Here is a 15275-nt window from a genome sequence, read left to right as displayed (position 1 = left end):
GAAATTGTTATGTCTGAACGTAGAATATCTGAAAAATCTCTTGAAAATCTCAGAAAATCAAATCAAGAATCCAATTTTTTAACCAGAGAAGCAATCGAGACGGCTCTTTTGCAACTTCTAGAGAAAAAGGACTTGGCAAAGATCAGTATTTCAGAATTAGTCAAGCGGGCGGGCGTCTCTCGTGCTGCCTTCTATCGTAACTATGACTCCAAAGAAGAGATTTTGGAGAGCGTTTTTAAACGTAGTGTTCATAACATTATGGAACAGTTGAGCCACTACGATGTCAAAACCGATCTTTATCTAGTCTGGGTACACCTTTTCCGCGCAGCCAAGAAAGAAGCCAAGGTTATCCAACTTGCTCTGGACTATCATTTGGAAAAGATTTTTGTCCAAGCCATGCAGGAATTTCTAGAAAAATACCACGGAAAGTCAAAAGGCGTTAGCAGCTACCTTCATTCCTTTTGGAGCTCTGCCATCGTATCGGTTCTGCTCAAATGGATTAAGGATGGCATGAAGGTTCCAGCTGAAAAGATTGCAGATTTACGCTTGCCATTTTTCAAAAAATAGGGGATAAGGAGAAGACTTATGACAGAAAAAAGACTGGCTTGGGATGAGTACTTTGCCGCCCAGGCTTTACTGATTGCCAATCGTTCGACCTGTAAACGTGCCAAGGTGGGAGCTGTCCTAGTCAAGGACAATAAAGTCATTTCAACAGGCTATAATGGTTCCGTATCGGGAACGGAGCACTGTATTGATCACGAATGTTTAGTCATTGAAGGCCACTGTGTCCGAACCCTTCACGCCGAGGTCAATGCCATCTTGCAAGGGGCTGAACGAGGGGTTCCCAGAGGTTTTACAGCCTATGTGACTCATTTCCCTTGTCTGAACTGCACCAAACAACTGCTTCAAGTTGGTTGCAAGCGCGTGGTTTATATCAACCAGTACCGAATGGATGACTATGCCCAGTACCTTTATCAAGAAAAAGGCACTGAGTTGACCCATTTACCATTAGAGACTGTTCAGACAGCTCTCCAAGAGGCAGATTTGATTTAAAAATTAATAAAAATAAATGGTTTAGAAAGCTTTTTAAACCGTTTTTTGATATAATAAGAAGAATAAATTGAAAGAAGGAACTCAGAAAATGGGAAAAATTGAAGTCATTAATCATCCACTCATTCAACACAAATTGTCAATCTTGCGTCGTACAGACACTTCTACAAAAGCTTTTCGTGAGCTAATAGATGAGATTGCAATGTTGATGGGATATGAAGTACTTCGTGATCTTCCACTTGAAGACGTTGAAATTGAAACACCTATCACAAAGACCGTTCAAAAACAATTGGCTGGTAAAAAATTGGCGATTGTCCCAATTTTGCGTGCAGGTATCGGGATGGTAGATGGTCTCTTGAATCTGGTTCCAGCAGCAAAAGTTGGACACATCGGTATGTACCGTGATGAAGAAACCCTTCAACCAGTTGAATACTTGGTGAAATTGCCTGAGGATATTGACCAACGTCAAATCTTTGTCGTTGATCCAATGTTGGCAACAGGTGGCTCAGCAATCTTGGCTGTAGATTCACTAAAAAAACGTGGCGCATCCAATATCAAGTTTGTCTGCCTGGTATCTGCTCCAGAAGGTGTAAAAGCCCTTCAAGAAGCACACCCAGATGTAGAAATCTTTACTGCGGCTTTGGATGAACGCTTGAACGAACACGGTTATATCGTTCCAGGTCTTGGAGATGCTGGAGATCGCTTGTTCGGTACCAAATAAGATAGAGAAGTTCGTTTTTAACTTGAAAGGGGGTTGAGTTTTTGTTTCTGTTTAGAGAATAGAGCAAAAATTTGACCTTTTTTGACCAAAAAGATATAATAGTTCTGTATTGAGTCGTAAGACTAAGAAAATTCAACATTAAAAGGAGAAATGAATGATTCCTGTAGTTATTGAACAAACAAGCCGTGGAGAACGTTCCTATGATATTTACTCACGTCTACTAAAAGATCGTATCATCATGTTGACTGGACCAGTTGAAGACAACATGGCCAACTCCGTTATTGCCCAATTGCTCTTCTTGGATGCCCAAGACAGTACAAAAGATATTTACCTTTATGTAAATACTCCGGGTGGTTCTGTTTCAGCTGGTTTGGCAATCGTTGATACCATGAACTTTATCAAGGCAGATGTCCAAACCATCGTTATGGGGATGGCAGCCTCAATGGGGACTATCATTGCATCAAGTGGCGCAAAAGGCAAACGTTTCATGCTTCCAAATGCAGAGTACATGATTCACCAACCAATGGGTGGTACAGGTGGTGGCACCCAACAAACCGATATGGCAATCGCTGCAGAGCACTTGCTTAAAACTCGTAAGACTTTGGAGCAAATTCTTGCAGATAACTCTGGTAAAACAGTTGAGCAAATTCATGTAGACGCAGAACGTGATTACTGGATGAGCGCCCAAGAAACACTTGAGTATGGTTTTATTGATGAAATCATGGCCAACAATTCTTTGAGCTAACCAAGCTAAAAAGCAAACTCGACGGGGTTTGCTTTTTTTGATATAATAGGAGAAGATTTCTTAGAAAGAGGATTTATCATGTTTGAAAAGGTCAATCGATCAGGATTAATCATCTATCTTTACTATAATCGGGATGCAAAGAAACTTCAGGAATACGGTGACATCTGTTACCATTCTAAGAAGCATCGTTACTTGCAGCTCTATGTTCCAACTGAGGAGTTAGATGACTTAGTAGAGAGATTAGGTAAGGAAAGATTTATCAAGAAAATTAGGCGGTGTCACATTCAAGAGTTAGAAACTCCCTTTGTTGGGAATCTCTATCGAAATGAAGAAAACGTTATCATTTAAAAAAGTGAATAAAAAGGTTGACAATTTTCTGATAATTCGGTATATTCTTAACATACTATTTTTGAAACAACTATAAGGAGATTAAAAATGAAGAAAAAATTTGCCCTATCTTTTGTGGCTCTTGCTAGCGTAGCTCTTCTCGCTGCCTGTGGAGAGGTCAAGTCAGGAGCGTCAAATACAACTGGTAACCCAGTAGACGAAAAGACTATCAAAATCGGATTTAACTTTGAAGAAACAGGTGCCGTAGCAGCCTACGGAACATCTGAACAAAAAGGAGCTCAACTTGCCGTTGATGAAATCAATGCAGCAGGTGGTATCGATGGAAAACAAATCGAAGTTGTAGACAAAGACAACAAGTCAGAGACTGCCGAAGCAGCTTCTGTTACAACGAACCTTGTTACCCAATCAAAAGTAGCAGCTATTGTAGGGCCTGCGACATCTGGTGCAACTGCTGCGGCTGTAGCTAACGCTACCAAAGCTGGAGTGCCATTGATTTCACCAAGTGCTACTCAAGACGGTTTGACTAAAGGTCAAGATTACCTATTTATCGGAACATTCCAAGATAGCTTCCAAGGGAAGATTATTTCAAACTATGTGACAAACAAATTGAATGCTAAGAAGGTTGTTCTTTATACTGACAATGCTAGTGACTATGCTAAAGGTATTGCTAAATCTTTCCGCGAAACCTACAAGGGTGAGATTGTAGCAGATGAAACATTTGTAGCAGGTGATACAGACTTCCAAGCAGCCCTTACTAAAATGAAAGGGAAAGAGTTTGACGCTATCGTTGTTCCAGGCTACTACACAGAAGCAGGTAAAATTGTAAACCAAGCCCGTGGCATGGGAATTGATAAACCAATCGTTGGTGGTGATGGATTTAACGGTGAAGAATTTGTTCAACAAGCAACAGCTGAAAAAGCATCAAACATTTACTTCATCTCAGGATTCTCAACTACAGTTGATGTTTCTGAAAAAGCTAAAGCCTTCCTTGAAGCATACCGTGCTAAATACAATGAAGAGCCTTCAACATTCTCAGCCTTGGCTTATGACTCAGTTTATCTAGTAGCCAATGCTGCAAAAGGTGCTAAAAACTCAGGTGAAATCAAGGACAACCTTGCTAAAACAAAAGATTTTGATGGTGTAACTGGTCAAACAAGCTTTGATGCTGACCACAATACAGTGAAAACTGCTTACATGATGACTATGAACAATGGTAAAGTAGAAGCAGCAGAAGTTGTAAAACCATAACATTAGAATAGTAGTTGAAATGGGGAATGAGCCTTTGACTCACTCCCTGTTTCGGTGTTTATAAACTTGTGAAAATGATGAAATTTTCTAAAAAATAACGATAGAAAAGAGTGAATGCTATGCTCCAACAACTTGTGAATGGTTTAATTCTGGGTAGTGTTTATGCACTTTTGGCCTTGGGTTATACCATGGTTTATGGAATTATCAAACTCATCAACTTCGCCCACGGTGATATTTATATGATAGGTGCCTTTATTGGTTACTTTTTGATTAATTCCTTCCAAATGGATTTCTTTTTAGCTTTGATTATTTCAATGGCAGGAACCGCACTACTTGGTGTTGTGATTGAATTTCTTGCCTACCGTCCTTTGCGACACTCTACACGTATTGCTGTATTGATTACTGCCATCGGAGTGTCCTTTCTACTGCAATATGGGATGGTTTATCTCGTAGGTGCCAATACTCGTGCTTTCCCTCAAGCAATTGAAACCGTCCGTTTTGATTTCGGGCCAATTAGCTTGACAAATGTCCAATTAATGATTTTAGCAGTTTCTGTACTCTTGATGGTTTTATTGCAATTGATCGTCCAAAAAACAAAAATGGGGAAAGCCATGCGTGCGGTATCAGTTGATAGTGACGCAGCTCAATTGATGGGAATTAATGTAAATCGTACAATCAGCTTTACTTTTGCTTTGGGTTCAGCCCTTGCTGGTGCGGCAGGTGTCCTCATTGCCCTTTACTACAACTCTCTTGAACCTTTGATGGGCGTGACTCCAGGTCTAAAATCATTCGTTGCAGCCGTACTTGGTGGTATCGGGATTATTCCTGGTGCAGCTCTAGGGGGATTTGTGATTGGCTTGTTGGAAACTTTTGCTACTGCCTTTGGTATGTCTGATTTCCGTGATGCTATCGTTTATGGAATCTTGCTTTTGATTCTGATTATTCGTCCTGCAGGTATCCTTGGTAAGAATGTGAAAGAGAAGGTGTAAACAATGAAGACAAATCTTAAAGTAAATATTCTCTGGTTATTCCTTCTGTTAGCGGGTTATGGATTGATTAGCGTACTGGTTTCTGCTGGTGTTCTCAATCTATTCCATGTCCAAATTTTAGAACAAATTGGGATTAATATCATCCTTGCAGTAGGTTTGAACTTAATCGTTGGTTTTTCAGGACAATTCTCACTCGGTCATGCAGGTTTTATGGCGATTGGGGCTTATGCAGCAGCGATTATTGGTTCAAAATCACCAACCTATGGTGCCTTCTTTGGAGCAATGGTCTTGGGTGCCTTGATTTCTGGTGCAGTTGCTTTGCTCGTTGGGATTCCAACACTACGCTTGAAGGGTGACTACCTGGCTGTTGCAACACTAGGTGTTGCAGAAATCATCCGTATCTTTATCATAAATGGTGGCAGTTTGACCAACGGTGCCGCTGGTATCTTAGGTATTCCAAACTTTACCAACTGGCAAATGGTTTATCTTTTTGTGGTGGTCACAACTATTGCAACTCTCAACTTCTTACGTAGTCCAATCGGACGCTCTACTCTATCTGTTCGTGAGGATGAGATTGCTGCAGAGTCTGTTGGGGTAAACACCACAAAGATCAAGATTATCGCTTTTGTATTTGGTGCTATTACAGCAAGTATTGCTGGTTCACTTCAGGCTGGTTTTATCGGATCTGTTGTGCCAAAAGATTACACCTTTATTAATTCCATCAATGTGTTGATTATCGTTGTATTTGGTGGACTTGGATCGATTACTGGTACAATCGTTTCAGCGATTGTTTTAGGAATTTTAAATATGCTCCTTCAGGATGTAGCAAGCGTACGTATGATCATCTACGCTTTGGCTCTTGTATTGGTCATGATTTTCAGACCAGGTGGACTTCTTGGGACATGGGAATTGAGTCTATCACGTTTCTTTAAAAAATCTAAGAAGGAGGGACAAAACTAATGGCACTACTTGAAGTTAAACAGTTAACCAAACATTTTGGCGGTCTAACAGCTGTTGGAGATGTCACTCTTGAATTGAACGAGGGAGAATTGGTTGGTCTGATTGGACCAAACGGGGCTGGCAAAACAACCCTTTTCAATCTCTTGACCGGTGTTTATGAACCAAGCGAAGGTACTGTGACACTAGATGGTCACCTCCTAAATGGGAAAACTCCCTATAAGATTGCTTCACTTGGTCTCAGTCGTACTTTCCAAAATATTCGTTTGTTCAAGGACTTGACAGTTTTGGAAAATGTTTTGATTGCGTTTAGCAATCATCATAAACAACATGTCCTTGCGAGCTTTCTACGTCTACCAGCTTTTTATAAGAATGAGGAAGAATTAAAAAGCAAAGCTTTGGACTTGCTGAAGATTTTTGATTTGGATAGTGATGCAGATACTCTTGCGAAGAATCTAGCCTATGGCCAACAACGTCGATTAGAAATCGTTCGTGCTCTGGCAACTGAACCTAAGATCCTCTTTTTGGATGAACCTGCAGCTGGGATGAATCCACAAGAAACAGCTGAATTGACAGAATTGATCCGTCGTATCAAAGATGAATTTAAAATTACCATCATGCTTATCGAACATGACATGAATTTGGTTATGGAAGTCACTGAGCGTATCTATGTTCTTGAATATGGTCGCTTGATTGCTCAGGGAACTCCTGACGAAATTAAGACGAATAAACGTGTTATCGAAGCTTATCTAGGAGGTGAAGCCTAATGCCTATGTTAAAAGTTGAAAACCTCTCTGTACATTATGGTATGATCCAAGCAGTTCGTGATGTGAGTTTCGAGGTTAATGAAGGAGAAGTTGTTTCCCTTATCGGTGCCAATGGTGCTGGTAAAACAACCATTCTTCGTACCCTTTCAGGTTTGGTTCGCCCAAGTGCTGGTAAAATTCAGTTTTTGGGAAAAGAAATTCAAAAGTTGCCAGCGCAAAAAATCGTGGCAGGTGGCCTTTCACAAGTTCCTGAGGGACGCCATGTTTTCCCAGGTTTGACTGTTATGGAAAACTTGGAAATGGGAGCTTTCTTGAAGAAAAATCGTGAAGAAAATCAAGCCAACTTGAAAAAAGTCTTTTCACGTTTCCCTCGTCTGGAAGAACGCAAAAACCAAGATGCGGCAACTCTTTCAGGTGGTGAACAGCAGATGCTGGCTATGGGACGCGCTCTCATGTCTACACCTAAGCTTCTCCTCTTGGATGAGCCGTCAATGGGACTTGCTCCTATCTTTATCCAAGAAATTTTTGATATCATTCAAGATATTCAGAAGCAAGGAACGACAGTTCTCCTAATTGAACAGAACGCTAACAAGGCTCTTGCTATCTCTGACCGTGGTTATGTACTTGAAACAGGCAAGATCGTCCTATCAGGAACAGGAAAAGACCTCGCCTCATCAGAAGAAGTCAGAAAAGCATATCTAGGTGGCTAAAAAGGTCTGGGGGACCTTTTTAGTCGGCGGATAAAAATTGTGCAAGCAATTCTCCTCTAGTCTGGGAGACTAGTTTAGGTTGTGGATGAGAGTTGCGAAAGCAATTTCCCTATAGTCCGGGGGACCTTTTTAGTCGGCAGATAAGGATTACGTAAGTAATCATCCAATCCAGTGGATTGTTTTAGCCGGCGGATAAGAATTGTGCAAGCAATTCTCCTCTAGTCTGGGAGACTAGTTTAGGTTGTGGACGGAGATTGCGCAAGCAATCCCTCTATAGAACGGGGACCTTTTTAGTCGGCAGATAAGGATTACGTAAGTAATCATCCAATCCAGTGGATTGTTTTAGTCGGTGGATGAGAGTTGCGCAAGCAATTTCCCTATAGACCCGGGGGCATTTCAATCGTTAGATGAAGATGGTCAAACAATCATCCTATAACAGAGGCTTACTTTCCTAATCATCAGATGATAAAATGTTCTGGAGCTCCAACTTAGGAGCTTTTTCGTTTATAGTTGGATTTTGGAAATAAATGAAATGGTGCCTTAATTTTAACTAGATGATTTCGTGTTTGAATTGGCAGTCATTTTTGTTCATATTATAATATGGGTAAGTGGAAATTGAACAGGAGGACTAAGAAATGGTGACAGAAAAACAATTTAAACTTTTGCAGTTTATGTTGATACATAAAGAAAAGACCTTTACTCAGAGACAGTTAGCTGAAGAGTTAGGTCTATCTGTAGGGACAGTTAACACACTATTGAAAAAACTGAAAGAAGAGAAGTGGATTGATGAGGAGCATCACTTAACAGAACTAGGCCAGAAAGTTTTAGAGCCCTATAGAGTAGAAAATGCTATTATAATGGCTGCTGGCATGAGTAGTCGTTTTGCTCCTTTGTCTTATGAAATTCCTAAAGGATTGCTTCAAGTTAAGGGTGAACGCTTGATAGAGAGGGAAATCAGACAACTGCAAGAAGCAGGAATAGAAGATATAACCGTTATCGTAGGCTATCTTCAAGAAAAAATGTTCTATCTTGCAGAGAAGTTTGGTGTAAAAATTGTAGTGAATAATGATTACTACAAATACAATAACTGTTCATCTCTCATGTTGGTTAAAAATCAACTTTCCAACACTTATATTTGTTCATCGGATAATTATTTTGTGGAAAATCCGTTTGAGCAATATATTTATAGAGGTTACTACTCGACGATATTTGCAGAAGGTCAAACAGACGAATATTGTGCTATAGAGGATTCGAATCACACCATCATTGATATCCAGATTGGTGGGGAAAATACTTGGGCCATGGTGGGGCACGTTTATTTCGACCGTGCATTTAGCGAGAAATTCAAGGAAATTTTAGAAACCGAGTTTAAGCATGAACCTTATCGGGAACAGCTTTGGGAGGATTACTATAGTCGCCATGTCAAGGAACTCCTTTTAGAAGCTCGCCACTATTCAGCGGATATTGTTAAAGAATTCGACTCTCTAGATGAACTACGACAATTTGATGAACGTTATTTGGTAAATGCAGACTCAGCTATTATCGATAATATCTGTAAGACATTAAAGTGTGTGGCTTCAGATATTGTCAATATCAAACCTCTAAAAGATGGGTTAACCAACACATCATTTTCATTTGACTGTCTAGGGAAAAAATATGTTTACCGTCATCCGGGCAGGGGAACGGAAAATTATATCGACCGAGCTAGTGAAGCAGCTTCTATGGAAATCGCTGCAAAATTAAAGATTGACCGTACCTTCGTAGCTATGAACAAGGATGAGGGCTGGAAAATTTCAGAATTTATTCCCAATGCTAAGCAACTGGATTATGATAATTGGGATGATGTGGCACAAGCAATGGACCTCTTGAGACGGTTACACCAATCTGGAGAAAAAACGGAACATTCCTTTGACCAATTTGAGGGAATTGATGATTTTAGAGAAAAATTGAAGGCTAGAAATCGATTTGAGTTTGATGGTCTCGAGGACTTGGATCAAACTGTTTCAATTCTCAAAAATTATTTACAGAAGGATCCCAAACAGATTGTTCTTTGTCATGGAGATTCCTATAGTCCTAATTTTTTGTTAAATGAAGCAGGCGAAATGAGTTTGATTGATTGGGAATATTCTGGAATGGGAGAGCCAGCAGGAGATTTAGGAACCTTTATCGCGTGTTCCAATTATTCCGTAGAGGATGCTGAAAAAGTACTGGAATTGTATCTACAAGAAGTACCAGATAAGAAAACCAAACGTCACTACTTAGCTTATGTCGCAGTGACCTCATATTATTGGTTCTTATGGGCTTTGTTCCAGGAGAGTGTCGGAAAACCAGTTGGTGAATTTCTTTACATCTGGTATCGCTATACCAAACAATATGGACAACTGGCCCTTGACTTGTATCTGGAGGAAAACTAAGATGAAAACGACATCCGAAATTGAAGAATTAGTAGCAGCTGAAACAAAGAGAAGATTGGAAGAAATGGAGTCTCCAAACTACGAGTTTGTTCAACCCTTCCTAAAAAGTGATTTCATTTTAATCATCTCCATAGTCCTAATCAACCTTATTTTGATTATCTTAGCAATGACGGGAGGAATTCAATAACATGTCTAAAATGAATGACTATATCCAACAAGAAACCATAACCGGAATTGTTCCCATGACCAATAAGGATCGTCAGTATTCTTTTTGGGATCTCTTTCTATCGACAAGTGGTTTTGCCATCGCAACTTGGTGTTACACCCAAGGGGCTTATGTAGCTCAATACCTGACCTTTAATCAAATGTTGATAAATATTTTTAGCTTTAACATTATCTGGGTCTTTATTGAATGTCTTCCTATTTTGTTTGCGGTGAAGTATGGAATTGATTTGTGGATTTGGTTGAGAGCTGTTCTAGGAAAAAGAGGTGTAGCCCTGTTATCAACCATTATTAGCTTGGCTAACTTTGGATGGTATGCTGTTGCGGCTAATCTTTTTGCCAGTTCCATGATCCATTTGGCAAATAATTTTGGTCTTGGTTTGGACAAGGGGGTATGGGCGCCTATTCTTGGTACCCTCTGTGTTCTGCTTGGAACTCTCATTGCTCTTGGAGGCCCAGAAGTGATTAAATGGACCAATCGATTCTTGGTAATCGCCTTGTTGATTGTCGGTCTCATTATCGTTGGAATCTGCTTCGTCGCCGTTCCTATAACTGATATTATGAATATCCAACCAGCCACTCAAGGAGATTTGACGCCATTAGAATGCTTCATGCTTTCTGGAGAAGGAAATGTTGCCTTTGCCTTTTCTTGGTCTACACAAGCATTGGTTTTACCGCGTTTAGCAAAATCAGAACGCAGTGGTTATTGGGCTACAGCTTTATCATACGGGGTTGTCGCTCCATTCTTCGTTGCGACAGGTGGAGTCATGGCTCTAGCCATGTTTGTTAAAACAGGTGTGTATGAAAGTGATCCAACAACCATGCTATCAACTCTAAGCACCCCAGCCTTTGCTCTCTTAAGTCTACTACTAGTAGCCTTTGCCAATATTGGAACCCAGGGGACAGGATCGTATGTGAACTGTATGATTGTCAAGAGTGGGATGCCAAAAGTAAGCTATAGACTAATGGTTTGGATTGCCATGGTTTACGTGAGTCTACTCACTATCTGGGGAGGAGTAGAAGAGTATTTCGGATCCTTCATCTCCCTAGCCGCCTATATTCAGGGGCCAATTATTGGTATGATTGTTGTTGACTATTTTATCTTAAGAAAACGAAAACTCGACTTGCGGTCAGCCTATTTCCTTGAAGGGCATGACGCCTACGAGTTTACCAAAGGATTTAACTTAGTTGGCTTGTCTTGCGTATTTATCTCCTTATTGGTAGCGGTACTATTTGTTTACAACCCTGTAACTGCACAAATTCAAAGTCCAATCTTTTTAATCACAACGGGTAGTGGTTTTACTGCGCTATTTGGTGGTCTACTATACTGGCTAGCTAGTCTTAGCCCATTGAAACGTTATATGATAAAAGATCGAGACACTGTTACGATTTAAGAAGAGAGGGAACTTCGGTTCCCTTTTAACTTACACTGGCATTTTATGCAAACTTCTCAGATTATTCAAAATCTTGAAAAAGAGATGAAAGCGTTTGATAGATTTTCTAAGAAAGTGTATAATAAAAGTAGCAATATAGAAGGAGAAGTCTCATGGCAGTTAAAGATTTCATGACCCGTAAGGTAGTTTATATCAGTCCAGATACGACTGTAGCACACGCAGCAGATTTGATGCGCGAGCAAGGCTTGCACCGTTTACCTGTTATCGAAAACGATCAATTAGTCGGATTGGTAACAGAAGGAACCATCGCGGAAGCCAGCCCATCTAAAGCAACCAGTCTCTCTATCTATGAGATGAATTATCTTTTGAATAAAACCAAAGTAAAAGATGTGATGATTCGAGATGTCGTGACTGTTTCTGGATATGCTAGTCTAGAAGATGCGACCTATCTGATGCTGAAAAATAAAATTGGGATATTACCAGTCGTAGATAACCATCAAGTTTATGGAGTAATTACAGATCGCGATGTCTTTCGGGCATTCTTGGAAATTGCCGGATACGGAGAAGAGGGAATTCGTGTTCGTTTTATTACAGAAAATGAAGTCGGTGTACTGGGGAAAATTGTAGCTCTAATAGTAGAAGAAAATCTAAATATCTCGCACACAGTTAACATTCCACGTAAGGATGGGAAGGTCGTCATCGAAGTTCAAATTGATGGAAAAATCGATTTGACTTCATTAAAGGATAAGTTTGAAAAAGAAGGAATTCAAGTGGAGGAGATTACTCAGACCTCTGCCAAAGTCCTTTAAAGCAGAGGCTTTCGGGCCTCTTTTCTTTTGCCACGAAAAGCGATGAAAAGCAAAATATGGAAAGAAATAAGAGATTATGGTATAATAAAACGATATGAAAAGGAGTATCTATGGACATTTCAGAAATTCGTCAAAAAATTGACGCAAATCGTGAAAAATTAGCTTCTTTCAGGGGGTCTCTTTGACCTCGAAGGCTTAGAGGAAGAGATTGCCATCTTGGAGAACAAGATGACAGAACCTGATTTTTGGAACGATAATATCGCGGCCCAAAAAACGTCGCAAGAATTAAATGAATTAAAAAACACCTACAACACATTCCGTAAAATGGAAGAGTTGCAGGATGAAGTTGAGATTTTATTGGACTTTTTAGCAGAAGACGAGTCAGTCCATGATGAACTGGTCGAGCAGCTAACCGAGTTGGATAAGATGATGACCAACTACGAGATGACCCTTCTCTTGTCAGAACCTTATGACCATAATAATGCCATCTTGGAAATTCATCCAGGATCTGGTGGTACTGAGGCTCAGGACTGGGGTGATATGTTGCTCCGCATGTACACTCGTTATGGAAATGCAAAAGGCTTTAAAGTAGAAGTCTTGGATTACCAGGCTGGTGATGAAGCGGGTATCAAGTCTGTGACCTTGTCTTTTGAAGGTCCCAATGCATACGGACTACTTAAATCAGAAATGGGTGTTCACCGTTTGGTCCGTATTTCACCATTTGACTCTGCCAAACGTCGCCATACTTCATTTACATCCGTAGAGGTTATGCCTGAGCTGGATGATACCATCGAAGTGGAAATTCGTGAAGATGATATCAAAATGGATACCTTCCGTTCAGGTGGTGCTGGTGGACAAAACGTCAATAAAGTTTCAACAGGTGTGCGTTTGACACATATTCCTACAGGAACTGTCGTCCAATCAACGGTCGATCGTACCCAGTATGGAAATAGAGATCGTGCCATGAAGATGTTGCAGGCTAAGCTCTATCAGATGGAGCAAGAAAAGAAAGCTGCGGAAGTTGATTCCCTCAAAGGTGAGAAAAAAGAAATCACATGGGGAAGCCAAATCCGTTCATATGTTTTCACGCCTTATACTATGGTAAAAGATCACCGTACAAGCTTTGAAGTTTCCCAAGTAGATAAGGTCATGGATGGAGACCTTGATGGTTTCATCGATGCCTACCTCAAGTGGCGAATTAGCTAAGAAAGAAAGGAACTCATATGTCAATCATTGAAATGAGAGATGTTGTCAAAAAGTATGACAATGGAACGACTGCCCTGCGAGGTGTCTCTGTCACCATTGAACCAGGAGAGTTTGCCTATATCGTAGGACCTTCTGGGGCAGGTAAGTCAACCTTTATTCGAGCTTTATACCGAGAAGTAAAGATCGAAAAAGGAAGCCTAACAGTTGCAGGCTTTAATTTAGTCAAGATTAAGAAGAAAGATATCCCGCTTCTACGTCGTAGTGTTGGGGTGGTCTTTCAAGATTACAAACTCTTGCCAAAGAAAACGGTTTATGAGAATATTGCCTACGCAATGGAGGTTATCGGAGAGAATCGCCGTAACATCAAAAAACGTGTTATGGAAGTGTTGGATCTAGTAGGTTTAAAACACAAGGTTCGTTCTTTCCCGAATGAACTCTCAGGTGGAGAACAGCAACGGATTGCGATTGCCCGTGCGATTGTCAACAATCCTAAAGTATTGATTGCGGATGAACCAACAGGAAACTTGGACCCAGATAATTCGTGGGAAATTATGAATCTGTTGGAACGCATCAATCTTCAAGGTACAACTGTTTTGATGGCGACCCACAACAGCCAAATCGTAAATACCTTGCGCCACCGTGTCATTGCCATTGAAAACGGCCGTGTCGTTCGTGACGAAGCTAAAGGAGAATATGGATACGATGATTAGTAGATTTTTTCGCCATTTATTTGAATCATTAAAAAGTTTAAAACGAAATGGCTGGATGACAGTAGCAGCAGTAAGTTCGGTTATGATTACCTTGACGCTCGTTGCCCTGTTTGCATCTGTAATTTTTAATACAGCAAAACTGGCTACCGATATTGAAAACAACGTTCGTGTTATGGTCTACATTCGTAAGGATGTAGCAGATAACAGTGAAACGATTGAAAAAGAAGGTCAGACAGTTACCAATAATGACTACCACAAGGTCTATGATGCTTTGAAAGCTATGCCTGCTGTAAAAAGTGTTACCTTCTCAAGTAAAGAAGAACAATACGAGAAACTGACGGAAACAATGGGTGACGATTGGAAAGTCTTTGAAGGGGATGCAAATCCTCTCTATGATGCCTATATCGTCGATACAAATTCTCCAAGTGATGTTAAAACAGTAGCTGAAGAAGCGAAGAAAATTGAGGGAGTATCGGAGGTTCAAGATGGTGGAGCCAACACTCAACGACTTTTCGAACTGGCTTCCTTTATCCGTGTTTGGGGATTGGTTATTGCAGGACTCTTGATTTTTATCGCAGTCTTCCTCATTTCCAATACCATCCGTATTACCATTATTTCACGTAGTCGTGAGATTCAGATCATGCGTCTTGTTGGAGCGAGAAATGGTTATATCCGTGGCCCATTCTTGCTAGAAGGTGCTTTTATTGGCTTGCTTGGCGCAGCGATTCCTTCAGTTCTTGTATTCTTTGTTTACAATATCGTTTATCAATCGGTCAATAAATCCTTGGTAGGTCAAAACTTATCAATGATTACGCCAGATGTGTTTGTCCCTTTGATGACAGTTCTACTATTTGTAATCGGAATTTTCATTGGTTCAATTGGTTCAGGAATTTCGATGCGTCGATTCTTGAAAATCTAATTGGATATAAATGCAAATTGCAGAACAAATCAGAAAAATGATACATTTTTAAAAGAGAAGTTTTCG

17 protein-coding genes are annotated in these 15275 nt (G+C 40.3%); all 17 read left to right on the top strand.

The window, feature by feature from the left end:
• The first annotated feature begins 9 nt into the window (after positions 1–9).
• The 17 genes from KZX55_RS03115 to ftsX all read left to right on the top strand — a co-directional run bounded on the left by KZX55_RS03115 (position 10) and on the right by ftsX (position 15209).
• Positions 10–567: a TetR/AcrR family transcriptional regulator gene (locus KZX55_RS03115; RefSeq protein WP_033584950.1), complete on the top strand. Its 558-nt coding sequence runs from the start codon at positions 10–12 to the stop codon at positions 565–567.
• An 18-nt stretch (positions 568–585) separates the two neighbouring features.
• Complete coding sequence (locus KZX55_RS03110; RefSeq protein WP_000136994.1) at positions 586–1053, top strand: deoxycytidylate deaminase; 468 nt, start codon at positions 586–588, stop codon at positions 1051–1053.
• An 88-nt stretch (positions 1054–1141) separates the two neighbouring features.
• Positions 1142–1771, top strand: coding sequence for a uracil phosphoribosyltransferase (gene upp, locus KZX55_RS03105; protein ID WP_248024007.1), 630 nt, complete (start codon positions 1142–1144; stop codon positions 1769–1771).
• 154 nt (positions 1772–1925) lie between these two features.
• Positions 1926–2516: an ATP-dependent Clp protease proteolytic subunit gene (locus KZX55_RS03100; protein ID WP_000613462.1), complete on the top strand. Its 591-nt coding sequence runs from the start codon at positions 1926–1928 to the stop codon at positions 2514–2516.
• Between the two features lie 78 nt (positions 2517–2594).
• Positions 2595–2864, top strand: a complete 270-nt coding sequence (locus KZX55_RS03095) for a YlbG family protein (RefSeq protein ID WP_000462130.1) — start codon at positions 2595–2597, stop codon at positions 2862–2864.
• Between the two features lie 87 nt (positions 2865–2951).
• Positions 2952–4112, top strand: a complete 1161-nt coding sequence (locus tag KZX55_RS03090; RefSeq protein WP_061597843.1) for an ABC transporter substrate-binding protein — start codon at positions 2952–2954, stop codon at positions 4110–4112.
• Positions 4113–4231: 119 nt separating this feature from the next.
• Positions 4232–5101, top strand: coding sequence for a branched-chain amino acid ABC transporter permease (locus KZX55_RS03085; protein WP_248024003.1), 870 nt, complete (start codon positions 4232–4234; stop codon positions 5099–5101).
• A gap of 3 nt (positions 5102–5104) precedes the next feature.
• Positions 5105–6061, top strand: coding sequence for a branched-chain amino acid ABC transporter permease (locus KZX55_RS03080; protein WP_248024001.1), 957 nt, complete (start codon positions 5105–5107; stop codon positions 6059–6061).
• Positions 6061–6825 carry an ABC transporter ATP-binding protein gene (locus KZX55_RS03075; RefSeq protein ID WP_001186017.1) on the top strand — a complete coding sequence of 255 codons (765 nt, stop codon included), beginning with the start codon at positions 6061–6063 and terminating at the stop codon, positions 6823–6825. The genes KZX55_RS03080 and KZX55_RS03075 overlap by 1 nt, the downstream gene beginning before the upstream one ends.
• Positions 6825–7535 (top strand): ABC transporter ATP-binding protein, encoded by a 711-nt coding sequence (locus tag KZX55_RS03070; RefSeq protein ID WP_001132116.1) that lies wholly within the window; start codon positions 6825–6827, stop codon positions 7533–7535. The genes KZX55_RS03075 and KZX55_RS03070 overlap by 1 nt, the downstream gene beginning before the upstream one ends.
• Before the next feature lie 635 nt (positions 7536–8170).
• On the top strand, positions 8171–9949 hold the full coding sequence (locus KZX55_RS03065; RefSeq protein ID WP_248023999.1) for a phosphotransferase: 1779 nt from the start codon (positions 8171–8173) through the stop codon (positions 9947–9949).
• Between the two features lies 1 nt (position 9950).
• Positions 9951–10136, top strand: a complete 186-nt coding sequence (locus KZX55_RS03060) for a hypothetical protein (protein WP_033584961.1) — start codon at positions 9951–9953, stop codon at positions 10134–10136.
• A 1-nt stretch (position 10137) separates the two neighbouring features.
• Complete coding sequence (locus tag KZX55_RS03055; RefSeq protein ID WP_248023996.1) at positions 10138–11565, top strand: purine-cytosine permease family protein; 1428 nt, start codon at positions 10138–10140, stop codon at positions 11563–11565.
• A gap of 152 nt (positions 11566–11717) precedes the next feature.
• Entirely contained in the window at positions 11718–12374 is a 657-nt protein-coding gene (locus KZX55_RS03050; RefSeq protein WP_000268650.1) for a CBS domain-containing protein, read from the top strand.
• A 110-nt stretch (positions 12375–12484) separates the two neighbouring features.
• A protein-coding gene (prfB, locus tag KZX55_RS03045) for a peptide chain release factor 2 (protein ID WP_096421901.1) occupies positions 12485–13580 on the top strand; the annotation gives its coding sequence in 2 pieces (ribosomal slippage) (positions 12485–12556 and positions 12558–13580; 1095 coding nt in all).
• Between the two features lie 17 nt (positions 13581–13597).
• The gene (gene ftsE, locus KZX55_RS03040; protein ID WP_000022273.1) at positions 13598–14290 is read left to right on the top strand and encodes a cell division ATP-binding protein FtsE; all 693 of its coding nucleotides are present in this window, start codon (positions 13598–13600) and stop codon (positions 14288–14290) included.
• Positions 14283–15209, top strand: coding sequence for a permease-like cell division protein FtsX (gene ftsX / locus KZX55_RS03035; RefSeq protein ID WP_000625557.1), 927 nt, complete (start codon positions 14283–14285; stop codon positions 15207–15209). Before ftsE ends, ftsX begins: the two co-directional genes overlap by 8 nt.
• Positions 15210–15275 lie beyond the last annotated feature (66 nt).

The organism is Streptococcus halitosis (assembly GCF_023147855.1).
Classification (GTDB): domain Bacteria; phylum Bacillota; class Bacilli; order Lactobacillales; family Streptococcaceae; genus Streptococcus; species Streptococcus halitosis_B.
This window is presented reverse-complemented; position numbering and strand designations above follow the sequence as displayed.

Bases quoted from the DNA above. Each gene is read 5' to 3' on its own strand.
- KZX55_RS03115 (WP_033584950.1), top strand. From the start codon at position 10: ATGTCTGAACGTAGAATATCTGAAAAATCTCTTGAAAATCTCAGAAAA.
- KZX55_RS03110 (WP_000136994.1), top strand. From the start codon at position 586: ATGACAGAAAAAAGACTGGCTTGGGATGAGTACTTTGCCGCCCAGGCT.
- upp (WP_248024007.1), top strand. From the start codon at position 1,142: ATGGGAAAAATTGAAGTCATTAATCATCCACTCATTCAACACAAATTG.
- KZX55_RS03100 (WP_000613462.1), top strand. From the start codon at position 1,926: ATGATTCCTGTAGTTATTGAACAAACAAGCCGTGGAGAACGTTCCTAT.
- KZX55_RS03095 (WP_000462130.1), top strand. From the start codon at position 2,595: ATGTTTGAAAAGGTCAATCGATCAGGATTAATCATCTATCTTTACTAT.
- KZX55_RS03090 (WP_061597843.1), top strand. From the start codon at position 2,952: ATGAAGAAAAAATTTGCCCTATCTTTTGTGGCTCTTGCTAGCGTAGCT.
- KZX55_RS03085 (WP_248024003.1), top strand. From the start codon at position 4,232: ATGCTCCAACAACTTGTGAATGGTTTAATTCTGGGTAGTGTTTATGCA.
- KZX55_RS03080 (WP_248024001.1), top strand. From the start codon at position 5,105: ATGAAGACAAATCTTAAAGTAAATATTCTCTGGTTATTCCTTCTGTTA.
- KZX55_RS03075 (WP_001186017.1), top strand. From the start codon at position 6,061: ATGGCACTACTTGAAGTTAAACAGTTAACCAAACATTTTGGCGGTCTA.
- KZX55_RS03070 (WP_001132116.1), top strand. From the start codon at position 6,825: ATGCCTATGTTAAAAGTTGAAAACCTCTCTGTACATTATGGTATGATC.
- KZX55_RS03065 (WP_248023999.1), top strand. From the start codon at position 8,171: ATGGTGACAGAAAAACAATTTAAACTTTTGCAGTTTATGTTGATACAT.
- KZX55_RS03060 (WP_033584961.1), top strand. From the start codon at position 9,951: ATGAAAACGACATCCGAAATTGAAGAATTAGTAGCAGCTGAAACAAAG.
- KZX55_RS03055 (WP_248023996.1), top strand. From the start codon at position 10,138: ATGTCTAAAATGAATGACTATATCCAACAAGAAACCATAACCGGAATT.
- KZX55_RS03050 (WP_000268650.1), top strand. From the start codon at position 11,718: ATGGCAGTTAAAGATTTCATGACCCGTAAGGTAGTTTATATCAGTCCA.
- ftsE (WP_000022273.1), top strand. From the start codon at position 13,598: ATGTCAATCATTGAAATGAGAGATGTTGTCAAAAAGTATGACAATGGA.
- ftsX (WP_000625557.1), top strand. From the start codon at position 14,283: ATGATTAGTAGATTTTTTCGCCATTTATTTGAATCATTAAAAAGTTTA.